General features: G+C 40.0%; 14 protein-coding genes and 1 riboswitch. Of the genes, 10 read left to right on the top strand and 4 right to left on the bottom strand.

The features are described from left to right. Positions 1-268 precede the first annotated feature (268 nt). The 9 genes from BBI08_RS16290 (at position 269) to BBI08_RS16250 (ending at position 13,409) form a co-directional block, all read left to right on the top strand. Entirely contained in the window at positions 269-3,412 is a 3,144-nt protein-coding gene (locus BBI08_RS16290) for a DEAD/DEAH box helicase (protein WP_065528343.1), read from the top strand. A gap of 61 nt (positions 3,413-3,473) precedes the next feature. Next, positions 3,474-4,088, top strand: coding sequence for an NUDIX hydrolase (locus BBI08_RS16285; protein WP_008497549.1), 615 nt, complete (start codon positions 3,474-3,476; stop codon positions 4,086-4,088). Positions 4,089-4,232: 144 nt separating this feature from the next. Next, complete coding sequence (locus tag BBI08_RS16280; RefSeq protein WP_008497548.1) at positions 4,233-5,306, top strand: branched-chain amino acid aminotransferase; 1,074 nt, start codon at positions 4,233-4,235, stop codon at positions 5,304-5,306. A 149-nt stretch (positions 5,307-5,455) separates the two neighbouring features. Beyond that, the gene (locus BBI08_RS16275; RefSeq protein ID WP_008497547.1) at positions 5,456-6,661 is read left to right on the top strand and encodes a multidrug effflux MFS transporter; all 1,206 of its coding nucleotides are present in this window, start codon (positions 5,456-5,458) and stop codon (positions 6,659-6,661) included. Between the two features lie 387 nt (positions 6,662-7,048). Continuing rightward, positions 7,049-8,467, top strand: a complete 1,419-nt coding sequence (locus BBI08_RS16270) for an alkaline phosphatase (RefSeq protein ID WP_065528342.1) — start codon at positions 7,049-7,051, stop codon at positions 8,465-8,467. 22 nt (positions 8,468-8,489) lie between these two features. Continuing rightward, entirely contained in the window at positions 8,490-9,134 is a 645-nt protein-coding gene (locus BBI08_RS16265; protein WP_008497544.1) for a DUF4352 domain-containing protein, read from the top strand. Positions 9,135-9,449: 315 nt separating this feature from the next. After that, on the top strand, positions 9,450-10,892 hold the full coding sequence (locus BBI08_RS16260) for a carbon starvation CstA family protein (protein WP_008497543.1): 1,443 nt from the start codon (positions 9,450-9,452) through the stop codon (positions 10,890-10,892). Between the two features lie 440 nt (positions 10,893-11,332). Beyond that, positions 11,333-12,103, top strand: coding sequence for a glutamate 5-kinase (gene proB / locus BBI08_RS16255; RefSeq protein ID WP_040850794.1), 771 nt, complete (start codon positions 11,333-11,335; stop codon positions 12,101-12,103). A gap of 28 nt (positions 12,104-12,131) precedes the next feature. Continuing rightward, complete coding sequence (locus BBI08_RS16250; protein WP_065528341.1) at positions 12,132-13,409, top strand: glutamate-5-semialdehyde dehydrogenase; 1,278 nt, start codon at positions 12,132-12,134, stop codon at positions 13,407-13,409. 425 nt (positions 13,410-13,834) lie between these two features. Here the strand turns inward: BBI08_RS16250 and BBI08_RS16245 are convergent, their stop codons facing one another. Both BBI08_RS16245 and mgtE read right to left on the bottom strand, forming a co-directional pair. Continuing rightward, the gene (locus BBI08_RS16245) at positions 13,835-14,248 is read right to left on the bottom strand and encodes a DUF4395 domain-containing protein (RefSeq protein ID WP_008497539.1); all 414 of its coding nucleotides are present in this window, start codon (positions 14,246-14,248) and stop codon (positions 13,835-13,837) included. A 95-nt stretch (positions 14,249-14,343) separates the two neighbouring features. Beyond that, positions 14,344-15,702 carry a magnesium transporter gene (gene mgtE / locus BBI08_RS16240; protein ID WP_008497538.1) on the bottom strand — a complete coding sequence of 453 codons (1,359 nt, stop codon included), beginning with the start codon at positions 15,700-15,702 and terminating at the stop codon, positions 14,344-14,346. Between the two features lie 125 nt (positions 15,703-15,827). Continuing rightward, positions 15,828-15,915, top strand: a riboswitch (cyclic di-GMP riboswitch). Between the two features lie 47 nt (positions 15,916-15,962). Between mgtE and BBI08_RS16235 the strand changes: the two genes are divergently transcribed. Then, positions 15,963-16,832 (top strand): hypothetical protein, encoded by an 870-nt coding sequence (locus BBI08_RS16235; RefSeq protein ID WP_008497537.1) that lies wholly within the window; start codon positions 15,963-15,965, stop codon positions 16,830-16,832. A 75-nt stretch (positions 16,833-16,907) separates the two neighbouring features. Here the strand turns inward: BBI08_RS16235 and BBI08_RS16230 are convergent, their stop codons facing one another. Together BBI08_RS16230 and BBI08_RS16225 are read right to left on the bottom strand one after the other, a co-directional pair. Next, a complete protein-coding gene (locus BBI08_RS16230) occupies positions 16,908-20,108 on the bottom strand; it encodes a hypothetical protein (protein ID WP_065528340.1) in 3,201 nt (1,066 codons plus the stop codon). Between the two features lie 141 nt (positions 20,109-20,249). Next, positions 20,250-20,780 (bottom strand): 1,2-dihydroxy-3-keto-5-methylthiopentene dioxygenase, encoded by a 531-nt coding sequence (locus tag BBI08_RS16225; protein ID WP_008496252.1) that lies wholly within the window; start codon positions 20,778-20,780, stop codon positions 20,250-20,252.

Genomic DNA, 20,780 nt, shown 5'->3' with positions numbered 1-20,780 from the left:
AATATTATTATTCTCGCAACTATGCCCTTTAGAAAGACTGTAATCTGTATAAAGTCATGTTTAACTATAACGCTGTTAACAATTATTCATTTTTGAAGAGTGTATACTTAAGCATATAAAATAGTAGGATTGACAAAAACAACGAGGATCTAACCACTTGGCTGTAAATTGAGGAGATGACTATCGTTGATTCGCATCATACAGTTAGAGATAATAGAAAAAACATTAAAATGGTCCCGAGAAGTTATCTCAGGAAGGAACGTATCTCATGAACTTTTCACTTAATGAATCAACAATAAAAAAATTATGCGGACAAGCGGCTTTCAAAAAAGGAAAGTCCTTTTTTCAGGCAGGAAAAATTCGCTTAACGCAGGACCCTAACGATGACCGACTTATAAAAGGCGTTGTTGCAGGGCGCAACGAATTTTATGTTAGCGTAAAGCAAGAGGTAGATGGGGAAGTGTTGGCTTCTTGTAGCTGCCCACCAGTTGGTTTTGTGACAACTTACTGCCATCACATTGCTGGGGTTATGTTGGCCATTGATAGTATGCAGCAACGTGAAAATCCAACAAGGAAAATGATGGAGTTGTTCTCGCGACAGGCTGAGGGAACGAAAGGAAGACGACAGTATTTCGACCAACGTCAAACATACCAAATTGAATTTAGTGTGCTGCCGGTTTTGTTGAGAGACATCGCGTATCTCGGTTTACGTATAGCTGCGGCTAATGAGCCCATTCAAAATATCGGAGAATTTCTAAATGCAGTGAGATCTGAAAAAACATACAGTGAACCATCTGGTGTTGAATATTCCCCCAAAGAACATCGGCTAGAAAATAGTACGGAAGCCGTTCTCGATTACTTAGCGAAAACTCAAATTAACGAGAACAGTATAGCAGAAAATAGCGATATGCTTGTCATTGTGGCTTCAGATTGGGAGCGATTATTGCCTTTATTGCAATCTGCACCTGACGTCAAGCTTGTTGGAGCGGGAAAGATTACAAAAGGCGTATCGATTGAAAAGCAATTGCCGTTGTCTTTTCATTTTAGTGAACACCGGACAGGCGGATTTCGATTAGATGTCGAAGGGCTTGAAGAAGTCCTAATTCTACAAGCTTATGAATTGGCATTTGCAGAGGGTGCGCTCGTTTATTTGGCTAATGAAGATGCGAAACGCCTGTCAGAACTGAAAGAATTACTACCAAATGGACTGGATCAACTGCTCCTTTCGGCAGAAGAAATAGATTACTTTATGGCAACAGTGGTTCCTGGATTAGAGCGTTTAGGGAATGTGTATGTCGCTGATGCAGTAGCAGAGCGGCTCGAGCAAACGCCTCTACGCGCTAAATTGTTTCTCGACCGAATCAGGCACCGTTTGCTAGCGGGTGTGGAGTTTCATTATGGTCATCTCGTCATCAATCCTTGCGAAGAGCCAGAAGATGAATTTCGTTATTATCCAGGTATTCGCAGACAGCTTGAAGAAGAACAGAACATCATACGGCTCATGAAAGACAGTGCATTTACACAAACCGACGGCGGCTTTTACATGCAGGATGAAGATTCGGAATATCGTTTTTTGTATCATATTATTCCTGTTTTAGAAGAACAAATGCAAATATTTGCGACAACCGCAGTCAAAATGCGCGTCCAAAAAAACTATGGCGGTCCGAAAGTGAAAGTTGAAATTAGTGAACGGACGGATTGGCTAGAATTTCGTTTTGACATGCAAGATATTCCTGAAGCAGAGATTAAAAAGATTTTAACAGCTTTAGAAGAGAAACGACCGTATTACCGAATCCCTAACGGTACGTTAATGTCGTTAGAAACTCAAGAGTTCCTTGATTTGAGTGACTTTCTACGTGAATTAAATGTCGATACGGCTAACTTTGGTAGAGAAGAAATTCGGATTCCGTTAATCCATGGCCTGCATTTGGTGGCTTCTTTAGATGAAGGACAGTTGCTAGATCCGGGGACGAATTTTGCAAACTTGCTGCAAAATTTAAATCGCCCAGAAGCATTGGGAACGGATATCCCGTCAAGCTTAAATGGCGTGCTCCGCGATTATCAAGAAGCTGGATTTCGCTGGCTTAAGCTATTGGCAAGCTACAAATTTGGTGGCATTTTAGCTGATGATATGGGTCTTGGAAAAACTTTGCAAAGCATTGCTTTTATCGTATCGGTGCTGCCCGATGTCCGTAAGAAACAGCAACCAGTACTTGTCGTTGCTCCGTCATCACTTGTCTACAATTGGCTAAACGAGCTGACAAAATTTGCACCAGGCATCCAAGCGGGAATCATTGATGGCGATAAAACAACAAGAGCTTCTTTGATTAAAAAAATATCTGTGTTAGACGTCGTTATTACGTCTTACCCTTCTTTGCGTATGGACCAAGTGCTGTACCGCGACCAAACATTCCATACAGTGTTTTTAGATGAAGCACAAGCCTTTAAAAATCCAGTGACACAAACAGCAAAAGCCGTAAAAGGCATTAAAGCAGATCACCGATTTGCGCTGACAGGCACCCCCATTGAAAATTCATTAGATGAGTTATGGTCGATTTTTAACGTAGTGTTTCCCGAACTCTTGCCAAATCGCAGGCTGTTTAGTGAAATGAGACGAGAGCATATCAAAAAGCGCGTGCGGCCTTTTATTTTGCGTCGTATTAAAACTGATGTGTTAACAGAACTTCCAAACAAAGTGGAATCCATCCATTTTTCAGAGTTGCAAAAAGAGCAAAAGAAATTATACGGAGCTTATTTAGCTGAACTAAAACAAGATGCATTAAAGCACTTAAACAAAGACAGTTTTCAAAAAAACCGCATTCGCATTTTGGCGGGATTAACGAGGTTGCGACAATTATGTTGCCACCCTGCTTTGTTCGTAGAAGGTTATGACGGAGGATCTGCTAAGTTTGATCAGCTAATGGAGATATTAGCGGAATGCCGCACAACTGGACGCCGCGTACTTGTGTTTTCGCAGTTTACACAAATGCTTGGCATCATCGGCAATCAATTGGCGAGAGAAGGAGTTTCGTATTTTTACCTCGATGGTCAAACACCTCCGGTAGAACGTGTGGAGCTTTGTGACCGATTCAACGAGGGACAAGGAGATTTATTTTTAATTTCGTTAAAAGCTGGTGGTACGGGTTTGAATTTAACAGGTGCTGACACCGTTGTTTTATATGATCTTTGGTGGAATCCGGCTGTCGAACAACAAGCAGCGGATCGGGCACATCGTATGGGACAAGAAAAGGAAGTCCAAGTAGTTCGGCTTATTGCTAAAGGCACTATCGAAGAAAAAATTAATGAATTGCAAATGAAAAAGAAAAACTTAATTGACGATGTAATCTTATCGGGAGAAGAACCACTGAAAGCAATATCTGCAGACGATATCAGAGAAATTTTAACGACTTAGTGCCGCAAGGGAATTATGTTGGGAAATTTGGTAAAATGGATAGAAGAGATGAGGTGTGGAGATGGATCCAAAAAGTAGGTTAGAAAAAATGAAAAATCGAACTCCTGAAGTATTAGGAAATAAGGATTTCTCAAAATCTGCGATTTTGTTGCCTCTTATTGAACAAGATGGAGAAACCCATGTCCTCTTCGAAGTTCGTTCTTATGACCTTAGAAATCAACCTGGAGAAATTTGTTTCCCTGGAGGAAAAATTGACGATCAAGATCAGACAGAACAAGACACTGCGATAAGAGAGACAATAGAAGAACTAGGGATAGAAAAAGCTGACATCTCGAACGTCTATCCACTCGACTATATTGTTTCACCATTTGGGATGATTATTTACTCATTTGCAGGTGTAATTGACCCAAAGGTCCCATTTAATCCCAACCCGTCAGAAGTCGACAGTATCTTTACAGTCCCGTTGTCTTTTTTCTTAGAAAAAGAGCCGAAAATGTATCACATTCATTTTGATATCCAGCCTGAGAAAAATTTTCCTTATGATTTAATCGCCGGAGGAGAAAATTACAATTGGCATGCACGCAAAATTGATGAATATTTTTATATTTATGAAGACAAAGTAATTTGGGGACTTACGGCCAAAATACTTGCTCACTTTATCGAGATCATTCGCTGAATGATCTTTTTTTTGGAAAAGAACAGGTCTTTTATCGTGATTTTTGAATTATAGACTCGCTAAGCTTTTAAAGCACCTAATATGTGTGTATAATTATTCATATGACTGATAATTAAAATTATTTTTATAAAAGGAGTCCTGACGATGACTACATACCAGCTAGAGGTTCTTGAAAATACGAACAAAAAAGAAAAACCAGTAAAAGACCAAGTACCATTCGGGACTACATTTACAGATCATATGTATGTCTTAGAATACGAAACAGAAAAAGGCTGGTATGACCCAAAAATTGTACCTTATGGACCGATTAGTTTAGACCCTGCAGCGATGATTTTCCACTATGGGCAAACTGTTTTTGAAGGCATGAAAGCGTATCGTACAGAAGATGGACGGGTTTTATTGTTCCGCCCGGAAGAAAACTTTGAACGCTTAAATCTTTCAAGCGAACGTTTGAGCATTCCGCCAATTGATGAGAAATTAGCATTAGAGCATTTGACTGAACTGATCAAACTTGAAAAAGACTGGGTTCCAAAAACACCTGGAACGTCTCTTTATATCCGCCCTTACATCATCTCAACAGATGCGAATCTTGCAGTTGGACCATCTCAAACGTATAAATACATGGTTATTTTATCGCCAGTAGGATCTTATTTCCCGGGCGGTCTTAAGCCGGTTGTTATTCATGTAGAAGATAAATTCACGCGTGCCGTAAAAGGCGGAACGGGTATGGCTAAAACAGCAGGGAACTATTCTTCTGGTTACCAAGCGCAAGCCAATGCTAAAAAAGAAGGCAATGCGGATGTTCTTTGGTTAGACGGTGTTGAGAAAAAATACATCGAAGAAGTTGGAAGCATGAACATCTTCTTTAAAATTAACGGAGAAGTCGTGACACCTGAATTGAATGGCAGTATCCTAAAAGGTATTACGCGTATGTCGATTATTGAATTACTTGGCACTTGGGGAATATCCGTGACAGAAAGACGCATTTCAGTTGATGAGCTTTTCGAAGCTTTCGAAGCCGGTCAAGTGGAAGAAGTTTTTGGCACTGGTACAGCAGCCGTTATTTCTCCAGTTGGCGAGCTGAACTGGAAAGGCAAGAAAATGATTATTAACAACCACGAAATTGGTGAATTGTCACAAAAGATTTATGATACTATTACAGGAATCCAAACAGGAAAAATTGAAGATACACTTGGTTGGACTGTGGAAGTAAAATAACATCTAGTTAATTGCATTATTTTAACCCGTAGCTGTCAGCTTATCCATTGTGATAAACTGATAGTTGCGGGTTTTTTAGTTATGAAGTTTACTTCAGCTCTTATTCGGCTTTATAGATAAGTGATGATAGAAAAGAAGGTGTAGAAATTTTGAAAAGTTCCACTGGTCTTACACGCACTCATTTTATTTTATTGGTGGGTGCTTTGACTACTTTAGTTCCGTTTACGATTGATATGTATTTACCAGCGTTCCCGATTTTAGCAGATGTCTATAAAACAAACGCCAGCTCTGTTCAATTAAGTCTCACAGCATGTTTGTTGGGATTAGCAATAGGGCAATTGGTTGCAGGTGCTCTGAGTGATATGCATGGCAGACGCAAACCCTTATTAATTTCTTTAATGGCTTATATCGGCGCATCGATCGCTTGTATATTTGCTCCAAACATCTACATATTTGTATTTTTACGTTTTGTACAAGGCCTTGCAGCTTCTGGCGGTCTCGTTATTTCCCGGGCAATAGTGAGGGATGTTAGTCAAGGGCCCGAATTGACACGTTTGTTTGCATTGTTAATGGTCATCGGTAATTTGGTGCCTTTAATCGCTCCTTCCATTGGAAGTGGAGTGCTGTTGTTTGCAGATTGGAAAGGAATTTTCGTGTTGCTGACGGTATTGGGAATTTTTTTGCTAGTGCTTTCCACTTCTCGTTTAAAAGAAAGTTTGCCGCCTGAAAAACGGGTGCCAAGCAATTTGAAATCGACTTTCGGTAACTTTGCTGGAATCTTGAAAAATCGTCAATTTACAGGCTATGCGTTAGCACAAGGCTTTTTAATTGGTGGAGTTTTTGCTTATGTTTCTGGTACGCCATTTATTTATCAAAATATTTATGGTGCTTCTCCTCAAATATTTAGTGTGTTGTTTGGGATGAACGGCATTGCGCTAATTATTGGAAGTTACTCAGTTGGTCGATTTACATATATTTGGTCTGAAAAAAGATTTTTAGAAACAGCTCTTTACACGGCAACAGTTGCAGGTGCCATTTTATTGGCCGTTGTGCTTATGCAAGGACCTTTATGGGCAGTTGTCATCCCAATATTCTTTTTCATCATGGCTATCGGTGTGGTCGGAACATCTTCTTTCACACTTGCCATGGAAAGCCAAGGGCATGTGGCAGGAAGTGCATCTGCACTACTTGGATTACTGCCATTTATCCTTGGGGCCGCCACTGCACCATTAGTAGGGATTGCAGGAGAAAACACGGCGGTTCCAATGGGTCTCGTGATTTTTTCAATGTGTTTGATTGCATTACTTTCATATTTGCTGTTAGCCAAAAACGCAACTTCATCAATTGCCAACTAATTAAAGCCCAGAAATTTTGGGGGCTCGGTTTGTAGACAAAAGAATACTTACTTATTTTTTGTATGCATCTAGGATTCTCCGCACCCAGTGGACGCTTTCCGCGGACGAAGCTAGCACAGCGAAGCAGGAGCATGGGTTTTCAGTGATGAGGATACTGAAGCTGAGCCCACGGAAAGCGAAGTGGCCAGCCCGGTTGAAGAGTATGCATCACTATTTAGTTTAATAAGCTTTGTCTGCAGTCTAAGTCCAGAGATTTTTTCTGGGCTTTTTGTAATGTGTAAAAATACCTGTTTTTGGAAATTTACAAAAGCTAAACAATTCTCTAATCAATCCTTAACAATCGACTTCTATACTGAGCGTGTAGATAAAATGACTGGAGGAGAGAAAATGATACATAGAAAATTGAAAACAAAAGTTCTGCCAATTGCTTTAGCTTCGGCAGTGGCATTAACAGGGGTTAGCTCGTTTACGTTGTCAGCTGAAGCGGGTACTCCTGACAAAAACCAAGGGAAAGCCCACGGACAAGATCACAAAAAAGGCAAAAAAGAGAAAGTGAAAAATGTTATTTTTCTAATTGGTGATGGAATGGGTACCTCGTACACATCTGCTTATCGCTACTTGCAAAATGACCCTTCTACTAAAATGGTTGAAGATACGGCTCTCGATGCATATTTGGTTGGACAACAATCAACTTATCCTGAAGATCCCGATCAAAACATCACGGATTCCGCTTCTGCAGCGACAGCTATGGCAGCCGGCATTAAAACATACAACAGTGCAATCGCTGTCGATAACGATGAAAGTAGAGTGAAAACAGTTCTTGAGGCAGCTAAAGAAAAAGGCAAAGCTACAGGACTGGTCGCAACCTCTGAAATTACACATGCGACACCGGCGTCGTTTGGGGCACATGACATTGCACGGAAAAATATGAATGCCATTGCAGATGATTACTATGATGAACTAATCAATGGAGAACATAAAGTCGACGTTTTGCTTGGTGGAGGTGTCGATCTATTTGAACGAACAGATCGTAATCTTACGGAAGAGTTTCAAGAAGACGGGTATAGCTACCTTACAAACCGTGATGAACTATTAAGCAATGATGATGAGCAAGTGCTTGGTTTGTTTGCACCGGCAGGTCTTCCGAAAATGATCGACCGTGATGATAGCACGCCGTCGTTAGAAGAAATGACTACATCGGCCATCGATCGTTTGTCAGAAGATGAAGATGGTTTCTTCTTAATGGTAGAAGGCAGTCAAGTCGATTGGGCAGGACATGATAATGATATCGTGGCAGCCATGAGCGAAATGGAAGACTACGACAAAGCGTTCCAAGCTGCGATTAAATTTGCGAAAGAAGACGGCAATACGTTAGTGGTAGCTACAGCCGACCATTCAACAGGAGGCTTTTCTATTGGAGCAGATGGCATTTACAACTGGTTCGGAGAGCCAATCAAAGCCGCAAAACGTACACCTGATTTTATGGCACAGCAAATTGTGGACGGGGCTAGTGTAGAAGAAACGTTAAGCGAATACATTGATCTGGAATTGACAGCTGAAGAAATAGAAACAGTGAAAAAAGCAGCAGAAAATAACAAGTATACATCTATAGACAACGCCATCGAAGAGATTTTCAATCAGCGTACACACACTGGATGGACAACAGGTGGTCACACAGGAGAAGATGTTCCAGTCTATGCATACGGACCCGCAAGTGATGAGTTTGCAGGAAAGCTCGACAACACAGATCACGCTAAAATCATTTTTGATTTACTGAAAGCAAAAGTAGAAATCAACGATAAGTAATGCAACGAAATGAGGCAATGACATGAAAAAGGCTATATATTTCTTACTATTTTCAGCAGTAATACTTGGAGGATGTTCAGATCCTGACGATTCGATAGCTGTAGCTTCGACAGTTGCTGAAGAAAGTGAAGTTCCAAAGTATTATGAAGACTATGTCTTGAGTCCCCAAGTCACAGATGACCGTAAGTTACAGGAAGTTGGGCAAAACAAACGAGATGCTAAAGGAGAAGCTATAGTCGAAGCGATCAATATGACTATGGAAACCTATGGTATTGGTCCTGTTAAACTAACGGTAGCAGAATCGAAAATTCTTCAAGTAAAACCTGATTACAGTCTGATAGATTTTTTTCATGCCTATACTCATGATCAAGAATTCAGCGTAGTAAAAATGTACGTAGAAATTACCAATACTTCCAATGAGCCGTTACATTTTGCTCCAGTAGCTTTGTTTGAGACGGATGCAGAGGAACTCAAGCTTTGGGAAGATGATATTTATCTCGAAGGATTAACTGGGGAAATTGCACCAGGAGAAACCAAGCAAGGCAATATTGGCTTCATCGTTGAAGAAAGTGACATTGACTCGGTAACAATTACGACAAGTGCCGTTTTTAATAAAAGCGAAGAAAAAATTGCAGAAGCATTGGAATTCAATACACGATTCGAATAGGCGATGACTAATTTTAAAAAAATAAGTTGCTAGAAATCTGAAAAAATGAGTGCGCAGGCGGAATATCGTCTGCGCACTTTTTTAGATCAAAAATAGATTATAATATAATATAATTACCTTGTTTTCCGAGTGATTCTTAATAGTGATATAAGAAATATTTCCTATTTGGCTAGATGAAATCAAGTAAAACGATTGAAGCCTTCTAATTATAGTTATTTTACAGTATATTTGTTTTTTTCTAAATATTATGTTTATATATTTAAAAAACATGTTATCATTCTATATACTTAAGAAAACATCAGGAGGAACCGCCATATGATTACCTTTTTTGCAGCTCTCGTTTTACTTATTTTAGGCTATGTATTTTACTCGAAATTCATCGAACGGGTTTTTGGAATTGATGACAATACACCAACTCCCGCTTATTCCAAAACCGACAAATTAGATTTTGTCCCAATGAGCTGGTGGAAAGGGAATTTAATTCAATTATTGAATATTGCAGGTCTTGGTCCAATTTACGGAGCAGTTGCAGGTGCACTATATGGCCCAATAGCTTTTGTTTGGATTGTCGTTGGCAGTATTTTTGCCGGAGGGGTACATGATTATTTTTCAGGTGTCATGTCGATGCGTCATGGAGGCGCACAATTTCCAACCTTAGTTGGGAAATACCTAGGGAAAAATGCAAAAGTATTTATCAATGGTCTTTCTCTTGTTTTAATGTTGCTAGTGACTGCAGCTTTTACTGCAGGACCAGCACAGTTAATTGCACAAATTACACCGATTAACTTTATCACTGCATTAGCAATCATTTTCTTCTATTTTATCTTAGCGACGATTTTGCCGATCAATAAAGTGATTGGTCGGATTTACCCTCTATTAGGTGGGATTTTGTTGTTTATGGCGATTGCAGTAGCAGTTGCGCTAGTATTCTCAGGGAAACCGATGCCAAACCTTACGTTTGAAAATCTACACCCAGGAGCTTTACCAATTTGGCCACTGTTGATGGTCACCATTTCATGCGGTGCAATTTCCGGATTCCACTGCACGCAAAGCCCAATCATTGCAAGAACGATGAAAAAAGAATCAGATGGCAGAAGAATCTTTTATGGTGCAATGATCATTGAAGGTGTGATTGCGTTGATTTGGGCAGCAGCCGGAATGACATTCTTTAATGGCACTGAGGGACTTGGAGCAGCACTTGCTGCAGGAGGTCCATCGGGGGTAGTTAATGAAATTTCAACTACTTTACTTGGATCGATTGGCGGCTTGCTTGCCATTTTTGGAGTTATCATCTTACCTATCACCACGGGCGACACAGCACTGCGTTCTTCACGAATGATCTTAACGGATATTCTTGCGAAATTTGTCAACATGCAAGGAAAAGTGAAAGTTTTGCTAGTAACGATTCCACTAGGGATTCCAACGTTCTATATGGCGACAATTGATTACACTTTCCTTTGGCGGTATGTCGGATGGACCAATCAGGTGGTAGCGACGTTTATGCTTTGGACGGCAGCAGTATACTTATTGAAAAACTTCAAATTCCATTGGGTAGCAGGAGTACCTGCGATCTTTATGACAGCAGTCGTTTCCATGTACATCTTTTACGCACCAGAAGGCTTGAATATGGACTATCAAGTGTCTGCAATTATTGGAGCTTGTATCACATTAGTAGTTGTTGGATGGTACGTAACTCAAATTATGAAGTATAGAAGTTTGAAGCAATTAGAAGTAAACTATCGCGCTTTAGAAAATTAAAGAAAGAAAGCATGGGATCTCTTCCCATGCTTTTTTTCATGCTAACAAGCTCTCGGTCAAAAGTGCCGTGTGTTGATAGAAAAATATATGGTAGACTAATATATCTTTTAAAAATTAATTTTTCTTTTTATACAGAATAATTAAACTACATATTCTCAAATACGTTCTTAATAGACATGTAACACAATAATAAGGAAAAGTAGTTTATCATCATTTTGAATAAATATTCATATATATTGCATATAAAAATTTAATAAAGTCTGATAAAGAGGAATTTAGTTATTACATCGTTGACTTAAAATACGAGATAGTGCATAATAACTCTATTCAAGAAATTCGATAAACAAGCCTAGAGAAATTTAGTCACGGGGGCAAGGTTCTTCCGTTTTTGAACAAATGGAAGATTTTTTTTATTTATCAAAAACGGGTGGTGAATGCACGTGGAGAAGAAAAGAATTGTTGTGAAGATCGGAAGTAGTTCGTTAACAGATGAACAAGGAAAGCTGTCAATTGAGAAATTGCGTGAGCACGTGGATGCACTGGCTCGTTTAAAAGAAGAAGGACACGAAGTGGTGTTGATCTCATCTGGAGCTGTTGCTGCAGGATGTACCGGCATGGGGTACTTATCACGACCTAATACATTAGTCGATAAGCAATCAGCTGCAGCGGTCGGGCAAAGCTTGTTATTACAAGCGTACGCCGATGAATGCAAAAAGCACAATATTGTAGCGGCTCAATTACTGCTAACGAAAGATCTTTATAAAAATGCCAACGCAACCATTTCCAAGCTTTTAGAACGAAATGTCATGCCAATCATAAACGAAAATGATTCGGTTTCAGCGGAAGAGTTAACTTTTGGTGACAATGATATGCTGTCGGCGTTAGTTAGTGGATTGATTCATGCCGATTTCCTCATGATTTTAACAGACATTAATGGCATATATCTCGAAAATCCAAGAACCAATCCTCAAGCTCAGAAATACCTTCATTTACATGACATTCCTGATGCGTTAATAGCTGCAACTTCTTCTGAAGGCTCTGATGTTGGAACAGGCGGTATGAAGTCTAAAGTTGAAGCAGCTCGTACAGCACTTGCTTTTGGAGTTCAAGTATTTATCGGCTCTGGATATGGTAGCGAAAAACTAGTCGATATTTTTCACGGCATAGGCGATGGAACCTATATCGGTGTAAAAACAAAAATGAGTGTTTAACGAACGAAAAATTGAAAGGGGCAATTGGATGACGAAACTTTTTCAAGAGAAAGAAACCGATCAAAGCGAACTTCTACAAAAAGCGAAAAAGGCAAAATCCGCTTCAGCGATACTAGCAAAATCGACGACAAAACAAAAAAATCACGCTTTGCGGTCCATTTCAGCGCAATTGTTAGAAGAACAAGCGTATATTTTAACGGAAAACAACAAAGACATAGAAGTTGGCCGTCAAAATGATATGAGTGAGTCTTTAGTAGATCGCCTAAAACTTGATGAGTCTCGGATAACAGACATGGCGGATGCCTTGATACAACTAACGAAACTAACAGACCCAGTGGGTGAAGTGCTTGAGAAATGGGAACGCCCAAATGGCTTAACCATGTCCAAAATACGCGTGCCTTTAGGTGTTGTCGGCATGATTTATGAAGCGCGTCCGAATGTCACAGTGGATGCTTCAAGTTTATGTTTGAAAACAGGGAATGCGGTAGTATTGCGCGGCAGTTCAACGGCCATCCATTCAAATAAAGCGATAGTTGCTGTTATTCACCGAGCGTTAGAAAAAAGTGAGTTACCAGTTGAGTCCGTACAGCTATTAGAAGATACGAGCAGAGAAGCAGCATCTCACATGTTCAAATTGAACCAATACTTAGATGTGTTGATTCCTCGTGGAGGGGCGAAGTTGATTCAGACGGTCGTTCAGAATTCTACAGTTCCAGTATTGGAAACAGGCGCAGGAAATTGTCATATTTATATCGATGAGACAGCGAACGTTCAAATGGCAATTGACATCGCATTAAATGCCAAAACACAGCGTCCATCTGTTTGTAACGCTTGTGAAAGCATTTTAGTCCATCAAGCTTGGGCCGACAAGCATTTGCCGCTATTGGTGAGCGCTTTACAAGATCAACAAGTAACGATTCATGGTAACGAGCCTGTACAAAAACTCTCACCTAATGTGATACCTGCAGAAGAAGAGGATTGGGGAACAGAATACCTCGGACTTGAAGTCGCGATAAAAACCGTTGAAGATGTTGGTGAAGCAATTGAGCACATCAATACGTACGGAACGAAACATTCAGAAGCAATTATTTCGAAAACATCAGAAAACGTCGATCAATTTTTCATGGAAATTGATGCGGCTGCGGTGTATCACAATGCATCGACTCGATTTACAGATGGTTTCGAATTTGGGTTTGGTGCAGAAATTGGCATTAGTACACAAAAGCTTCATGCACGAGGACCAATGGGCTTGCCAGCCTTAACGTCAACGAAATACATTATACGCGGCAACGGCCAAATAAAATAATAGATATAAGAAAAGACGGAGAGCAGTTGCTCCCCATCTTAGCATATAGACAAAAGATAATTATAATTAGTAGAGAATGAATATTCTTTTCATCTTGTTTATACCGGATTCTGCGCTCCAGTTGGACGCTTTCCGCGGGCTTGCGCCGAACTAACTCGGGCTGATCGCCCGAGTGGATTTCGTCGCTTCGCTATCCCGCAGGAAATGCATTGACCGAAGCCTGCGAGGGCAAGCATTTGCGACGAAGCTAGCGTAGCGATGCAGGAGCACATCTTCGCCCTTCGCCGCCTTGCGCTTCAAATCCTGGAGTGCTGAGCCCACGGAAAGCAAAGTGGCCAGTCCGATTGGATGTTATATACCACTATTCATTTTAATAAAATTTTGTCTACATTCTGAGACGGAGAGCAGTTGCTCACCGTCTTTTTTTATGCCTGTACTTTTGTACGATTGTGTTTCCACATCATATAGCGATAACGAATCGTACAGCCGATGCAATAACCCATCAATGCAACGCCTGCAGCAACAATGACCATGACACTAAAGGCAAATCCAAGTAACGGTAAACCAACAGAAAAGAAAACGAGTGACAGTCCTAAACAGATAGTGGCAATCCATTGGTTAAACAATTGTTGATCTCGATCCTCTTGCAGATAGCTCGCTGCGGGTTTTTTCAAAAAGCGGCGGCTCCATAAAATAACAGGGTTTTTCTTAGTGATTAATGTATAAGCTCCAACAACAAATGGTAACAATAAAATAGCAGGATGGAGTAGCAACGCCATTATAACAGTAACGACGATAAAAGCTTGGTTGGTTTGGACAAGGGGTTTTGGAATAGTCATAAACACGCCTCCTTCAGTTTCAACCCATTATACCAAGAGGCTTACTAGGTTTAAAGAAAAATGCTTAGAAAAAGATTTTTTTATTATTTTTTTCTTTACATCAACTGAGAAATAAACAAAGTCGCCATACCGAAATAAATCAATAAAGACAGAATATCGTTAATGGTGGTAATTAAAGGACCGGAAGCAACAGCTGGATCAATATTGAATCTGTACAAAATAAGAGGAATAATCGTTCCAGCTAACGTTCCAATGATTAACGTCATTAACAACGTGCCACCAACGACAATACCTAATACCAAATTGCCTTGCCACACATAAGCAATGAGTAAAATAAGGACAGAACAAATAACACCAATAATAATACCGACCCATAATTCTCGAATAATCAGCTTGATCGTTTGCTTAAAATCAAGCTTTTGTGAAGCCAGTCCGCGGACAACAACAGACAGAGATTGCGTACCAGTATTTCCAGTCATTCCAGCAATTAACGGCATAAAAAACGTTAAAGCCACAACGGTCTGCAACGTATTTTCAAAACGACTAATAATACTGCCTGAAAACAATCCGATAAACAGGAGTAAAATCAGCCAAGGCAGTCGCCGGTAAGCCGCTGTCCAAGCAGGTGTATTAAAGTCAATTGATTTACCGGAAGCGGAAAGCTTTTCAATATCTTCATTCGCTTCTTGCATGACAACATCGATTACGTCATCGATGGTGATAATCCCAGCAAGTGTATTGTCATTTTCAACAATTGGCAACGTGACAAAATCGTAACGGCTAATGATTTGAGCCACATCTTCTTGGTCCATCAACACGTCAGCTTTGACTACGCGCTTATACATCACTTCTTCAATTCTGTCGTCAAGATTTCCGAGGATTAAATCCTTGTAGGAAACCACTCCAAGAAGTTTTTTATCTTCATCGACAATATAGAGGTAGTTGAGGTATTCCGCTAATTCTGCAAAATGTTTAATCTTGTCAATGGCATCGCGGATTGTGTAATGACGGGGAATCCAGACATAACGGTTATTCATTAGTCGACCGGCTGTTTCAGGTGGATAAGTCATTGTGCTTTGGACAAACTTAGAATCGTCTTGATTTATTTGAGACAATAGCTCTTCGATGCGTTCCGGCTCAAGGTCTGCCAATAGCAAAGCCAAATCGTCATTATCCATGCGGTCCAATACTTTGGAAGACTTTTCAACCCCTAATTTCTGAAGAATGTCGATTTGTTCAATTTTAGGAAGTTCTTGCATCAACTCTGTTAATTGCCGAATAGATAAATAGAGAAGGAATTTATTGCGGTGCTTGTCTGGCAAGTGTCGGTACTGGATTGCCATATCGTATGGTTGCAACTCATCTAGAATTTCTTGGAATTCAGTTAGTTTGCCTTCTTTTAACGACTTGATCAAAGCTAATGTAATTTCGTCTTCGCGTAATAGGGTCGTCATAAGTTTCACTCCTTTTGTTCGAAATGCTAAGGTGCTCTTGTTGATTATTGCCTTAAATAGCGCATTTGAAAAGGAATACCTAAAAAAGATAGCAAAATTGTATTAATTGACATATAATGATAAAAATCTGAAAAAGGCAAACTCCACCGAAAGGGGAGGACGCAAAGCCATGAGCCTAACCGTTGAAAAACGCAAGGTCGTCAGGTTGCCAGGGTCTCGTTCTTTGAGCCACGGCTTACAGAATGGGAGGATATGGGAAAATGAAAAAACTAATGATGGCAGGTGTATTATTGTTGTTTATGCTGACACAAAATGGTGTCAACTCTCATGCGATTGAATTGGATGTTAAAGCGACATGGTTATGGAATCCGTGGATGATTTATAGTGATGAAGCAGGCACCTTGGCATTTCTAGAAAGCAAAGACGTCAATAAGGTCTATGTACAAATTGACGAAGACATTCCAGCTACTACTTATCAAAGTTTTATCGAAAAAGCAGGAGCGGCAGGCATGACCATTTATGCATTAGACGGGGCTAATGACTGGGTAGCACCTAAAGGATTTGCTAAACAGGATCGTTTGATGAACTGGCTATCTACTTATCAACAAGGAGCTTTACCGGCTCAGAAGTTTACAGGTGTTCACTTGGACGTCGAGCCGTATTTATATAGTGGTTGGAATACGAACCGAGCAGCAACGATTAAATCTTATCAAGCTCTTTTAAGTAAAGCAGCATCTAGTACGGCTGCGATGAATATACCACTAGAAGCAGATATGCCTTTTTGGTTTGATGAAATCGCCTATAAAAATACGTATGGCAAAGGTGTACTCGCCGAATGGGTAATTGCCAATACAGATAGTGTTACATTAATGGCATACCGAGATTCAGCATCCATGATTAAAGAACTCGTAAAAAATGAAGTAGCTTATGCAGAAAAATATGGAAAAACGGTTGTAGTCGGAGTTGAAACAGGTCAAACCGATGAAGGTAATAATATTTCTTTCTTTGAAGAAGGCGAAGCTTTCATGAATCGGGAGTTAGCAGCAGTATCGGCATATTATTCGACAGCATCTGGATTTGGTGGCGTAGCTGTTCATCATGTAGATAGCTGGAAAACAATGAAACCTTAAAGTTTACTAAAATCTAAAAAAACTGACGGAGAAAAGGATGGTCCTTTTCTCCGTCAGTTTTTAATTTTTCTCATATTATTCGGTTTCTCCAAACGTTTCTTGAAGAATGTAATAGGATTGTTTTAATCGTTCTTCAGACTGTGGTAATCCCCATGTTTCCCACGAATATTGAGCAACTTTCTTAGAATCAAATGCTTCTACAATATTTCCGTTTTTATCGGTTAAATTAGATGCAACATCAATATCTTTAATCGTTTGAGAAGCTTCGATGCCATCTTTTTGAAGGTCACCTGTAAATTCTCGTTTTGCTGGGTCTTTGGCATTTAGTAACATCCATGGAATGCGAATTTCCAAAATGCCAGTATTTTCATCATAATAATAATCATTTAACGAATCATAATCTTCATGCTCTGGATTAGCAATCCCAAATTGGAACACGCCTGTTTCATATGAAGCGAATGGAACAGTTTCTTTAGTGTCCGGTCGTACAAATTCTTTGTTTAGAGCGAGTCGAATTGGATGGAACGTCGTTTCAATGTTTTCTTCTGCAGGAATCATTTTCAAACGCTCATGATAATCATAGTAAAAGCTATCGTAATCGCCAGCGACTTGCAGCTGTGCTTGTTCTAGATTTTCAATCTTCAACTGGAAGTCCGCCAGAAACTCAGTTTTTTCGAAAGCTTCAACGGCAATCCCTTTGTTATTACGGATACTAAAATATAGATTAAAATCTTTTTCAGTCCACCACTGTTCATTAGCAGGATCGAATTGGGCTTTAATGTAGACATATCGCTCATCGGAATCCATCGTAACGCTATTGAGCGCGCCCGCATCTTTTTCGTACAACAGTTTTCCATCTTTCCAATCGTCTATACCATCTACTTTTACTTTATGGCGATCGAAACTCAAGAGGCCAAATTGTTGTTCGTTTGTTTGAGCATTAGACCAAAATGGTCGTTCGTTCGGATTGTCGTAATCCATTGTATTCCATGTTCGTTTAAACCACTCGTCTTGCCAAGTAAAGACCATACCGCCTAGCATGCCTTCTTCAAGAATGTCTTCGTACATATGACTGACGATTTCTCCTTGCTCTTTTTCAGAAATAAATCCTTGATTCCAGCCAAATGGATTTTCGTGCGTCATTCCGCGCGAGGCAGGAATTCCGAACTCTGCAATGAGAACCGGCATGTCGTGAGAGTCATTTAAATCTTTCAAATACCCGGCATAGTTATTGAATTCTCCGCGGTGGTCAACATACTCCGTATAACGCTCTTCTAAATTTAAGAAATCAGGATAATACGGATAGACGTGATAAGAAGCAAACATGCCGACTGTATCCGTTACATCCTTGGTTTTGATATGATTCGGATCTACAGTAGCCATATCTTCTTGAACACTTGGCTCTGCGGGCTGATCGATATTATCGGTTGTTACCCAATTAGTAAAGCTTAAAGGGCGCATACTTTTATACGTATCTAGTTCATAAGAAGCGAGAAGGTCTAATTGCTGTGCTAACCAATTTTCCATTGGATTGGCATTTTTGGTGTAGACATACTGGCCTTGATAATCGCCAAGGTCAGGGTAATCTTGCTCCATTTGATCGACCATTACCGGGTACCATTCGATACCAACCATCCAACCGATTACATAAGGAGAGATGTCTGTTTTATAGTTGCCGTATGCATGTCCCGGCTGTTGTTCTACAACGGCATCGCCGTGGACAACATCCACGATTTTTTTGACTTCTGCCTGAAAGCGCTCGGTAATTTCGGGATTAAAGGCATCTAAAGACTTCGTTAAAGGTTCTTCGTCAATCCAAACCCCGTGATACAAGTAAAGTGGTTCTATTGCGCTGGCGTTATAAGCAGCAAACGCGTCATAAAAAGCAGGGGGGTGAAGGGTGTAGACACGCACCGCATTCGCATTCATGTCGCCAATTTCTTTAAACCAGCGGTCATATTCCGCACGTGTAATAGCTGCTTCACCAGGAAACGTTCCAGGTTTGGCCATCCCCATATTTACCCCTTTAATAGTAAGTGGCTGCCATTCGCCGTCTTCGTATACTTCAAATGTCTGATCGTTTACACGAGAAGGATACGAGATCCCATTTTCGACAGCGAGTGTTTTTTGTGCCTTTTCAGTGGGTGCTTTTTTGTCTTTCGCATTTGCTAAAATGGACTCCATCATTGGGATATACGTTTTCCAGTAAAAACTCTTTTCAGCATCCAGTGATTCTGTAGACAGGAAAGAGCGCAGTTTTGAGAAACCTGCAAAGCGGTAGAAATTCGGAACATCATTAATATCGACAAAATCTCCCGCAAAATAGTAAAGGTCTGCACCGTATTTGGATTGGTGGAATACTGCTGGGAAGTTCTGTGGAATGCCTGCTTTTTTCAACTTCTCACTGCCTGGATCTTGCAAGTCCCACTGATAATCTGCGAGAACTTTAGTTTCTGGAGCAGCCAAATTAATATCAAACCAATAATCGAAAGACGGGCTGTCCGTCAAATCAAATTGAGTGGCACCTTGTTCAGTAAAGGCAAGGTGAAGCCCCTCACTGCCAATTTCATTGGCTTCTTCAGAAAGAACGACAATTTCACTGGAATCGTCGTTAACTAGAACAAAACCCGCACCTTCAAACTGCCATTGCACATCATTTTTTTCATAATTAGTAACAATCCATTGAGGAACGGCGCCTTTAGAAGCTTGTAGCTCTTCAAAATAGCGACCACTCCAACCACTCCATTCGAGCCCTAAAAATGTGTTCATATCTTGTGAAACTTCTTTAGAAGTCGGAGAAGCGAACGTGTTGAACTCCATGACTAAGTCTGTACCTTCAGACTGGACTTGTTGTTTAATCGCCTGCCACTCATCCATTTGGAGACCGCCTGCAATCATGGATGAACTACCTGGTGTTTTTTCTTTAGTCTGCCAAGGGAGATCTTCTTCATAAACTCCATAAGAATCTGCCAAGTAAATGAGATCAGTACCAGAATAATCTGTAGGCAAGTCACGAATTGTATAGCTCTCATCTTTTTCATCAGGAACAAAGCCGTAGTAATCGGTTGTAGCATTGTAGGCTTCTTCTGATTCAGGAACGTAACGTTGATGATTTAATAGCCATGTTAAGCCTTTATGTTCCCTATAACTTTCAGTTGGAACAGTTTTATCGATAATCGCAATATTGACTATTTTTTCTTCTTTAAAAAACCAAATTAGGATAGGGAGGGCAAGTAAAAGTATCACTCCACCAAAAGACCAAATTATTTTTTTCATATGAACCGCTCATTTCTAATTTTAAAATATAACTCAAAAGACATTATAGCTTAAAAGACATTATAAATAGAAAGAAATTACCTTTTTTATCAAAATAAAAAGACTCGATATAGTCGAGTCTCTTCTTATTAGATAGTGAATTTATACGGGGCTTTCTTCTTGGTAAACAGGTACCCATCCTTCAGTTGTGACGAAAATACGAATGGCCACGACTTTCCGATCCTCAGCAAGTGTAAAGTAATGCGTAATGTTTTCAGGAACCGAAATGAGGTCGCCTGGCGTCAGATGAACTTCAAAGAAATTTTCGTCTTTTCCTTGAATGATGAAAACCCCATGTCCGCTGACGATATAGCGTACTTCATCATCAGTATGAATGTGTTTACGTTGAAAGTTTTTTAACAACTCATCTAATTTAGGGTTGGAATCTGATAAAGAGATAATATCCGCTGCCTGGTAGCCCCGACGTTCTGAGATGTCACTGACTTCTGTTTGAAATGCTTGAAGAATTTCATCTTTTTCGGCATCCGTTAAATCGAATTTTTCACGTAGATGCGCTGGTAATTTATCGATATCCCAATGCTCATAAACGACTTCTTGTTGTTCCAAAAATGCGGCTACTTCGTTTTGCGCTTCAATTGTCTTTTTTGTTCCTTGAATTTTAATGATGGCCAT

This window comes from Planococcus halocryophilus (assembly GCF_001687585.2).
GTDB classification, from domain to species: Bacteria; Bacillota; Bacilli; order Bacillales_A; family Planococcaceae; genus Planococcus; species Planococcus halocryophilus.
Note: the sequence above shows the minus strand (reverse complement) of the source record. Positions and strands in the feature narration are given on the sequence as shown.

Coding starts and splice junctions, on each gene's coding strand:
- BBI08_RS16290 (WP_065528343.1), top strand. CDS start 269: ATGAACTTTTCACTTAATGAATCAACAATAAAAAAATTATGCGGACAA.
- BBI08_RS16285 (WP_008497549.1), top strand. CDS start 3,474: ATGGATCCAAAAAGTAGGTTAGAAAAAATGAAAAATCGAACTCCTGAA.
- BBI08_RS16280 (WP_008497548.1), top strand. CDS start 4,233: ATGACTACATACCAGCTAGAGGTTCTTGAAAATACGAACAAAAAAGAA.
- BBI08_RS16270 (WP_065528342.1), top strand. CDS start 7,049: ATGATACATAGAAAATTGAAAACAAAAGTTCTGCCAATTGCTTTAGCT.
- BBI08_RS16265 (WP_008497544.1), top strand. CDS start 8,490: ATGAAAAAGGCTATATATTTCTTACTATTTTCAGCAGTAATACTTGGA.
- BBI08_RS16260 (WP_008497543.1), top strand. CDS start 9,450: ATGATTACCTTTTTTGCAGCTCTCGTTTTACTTATTTTAGGCTATGTA.
- BBI08_RS16250 (WP_065528341.1), top strand. CDS start 12,132: ATGACGAAACTTTTTCAAGAGAAAGAAACCGATCAAAGCGAACTTCTA.
- BBI08_RS16245 (WP_008497539.1), bottom strand. CDS start 14,248: ATGACTATTCCAAAACCCCTTGTCCAAACCAACCAAGCTTTTATCGTC.
- mgtE (WP_008497538.1), bottom strand. CDS start 15,702: ATGACGACCCTATTACGCGAAGACGAAATTACATTAGCTTTGATCAAG.
- BBI08_RS16235 (WP_008497537.1), top strand. CDS start 15,963: ATGAAAAAACTAATGATGGCAGGTGTATTATTGTTGTTTATGCTGACA.
- BBI08_RS16230 (WP_065528340.1), bottom strand. CDS start 20,108: ATGAAAAAAATAATTTGGTCTTTTGGTGGAGTGATACTTTTACTTGCC.
- BBI08_RS16225 (WP_008496252.1), bottom strand. CDS start 20,780: ATGGCCATCATTAAAATTCAAGGAACAAAAAAGACAATTGAAGCGCAA.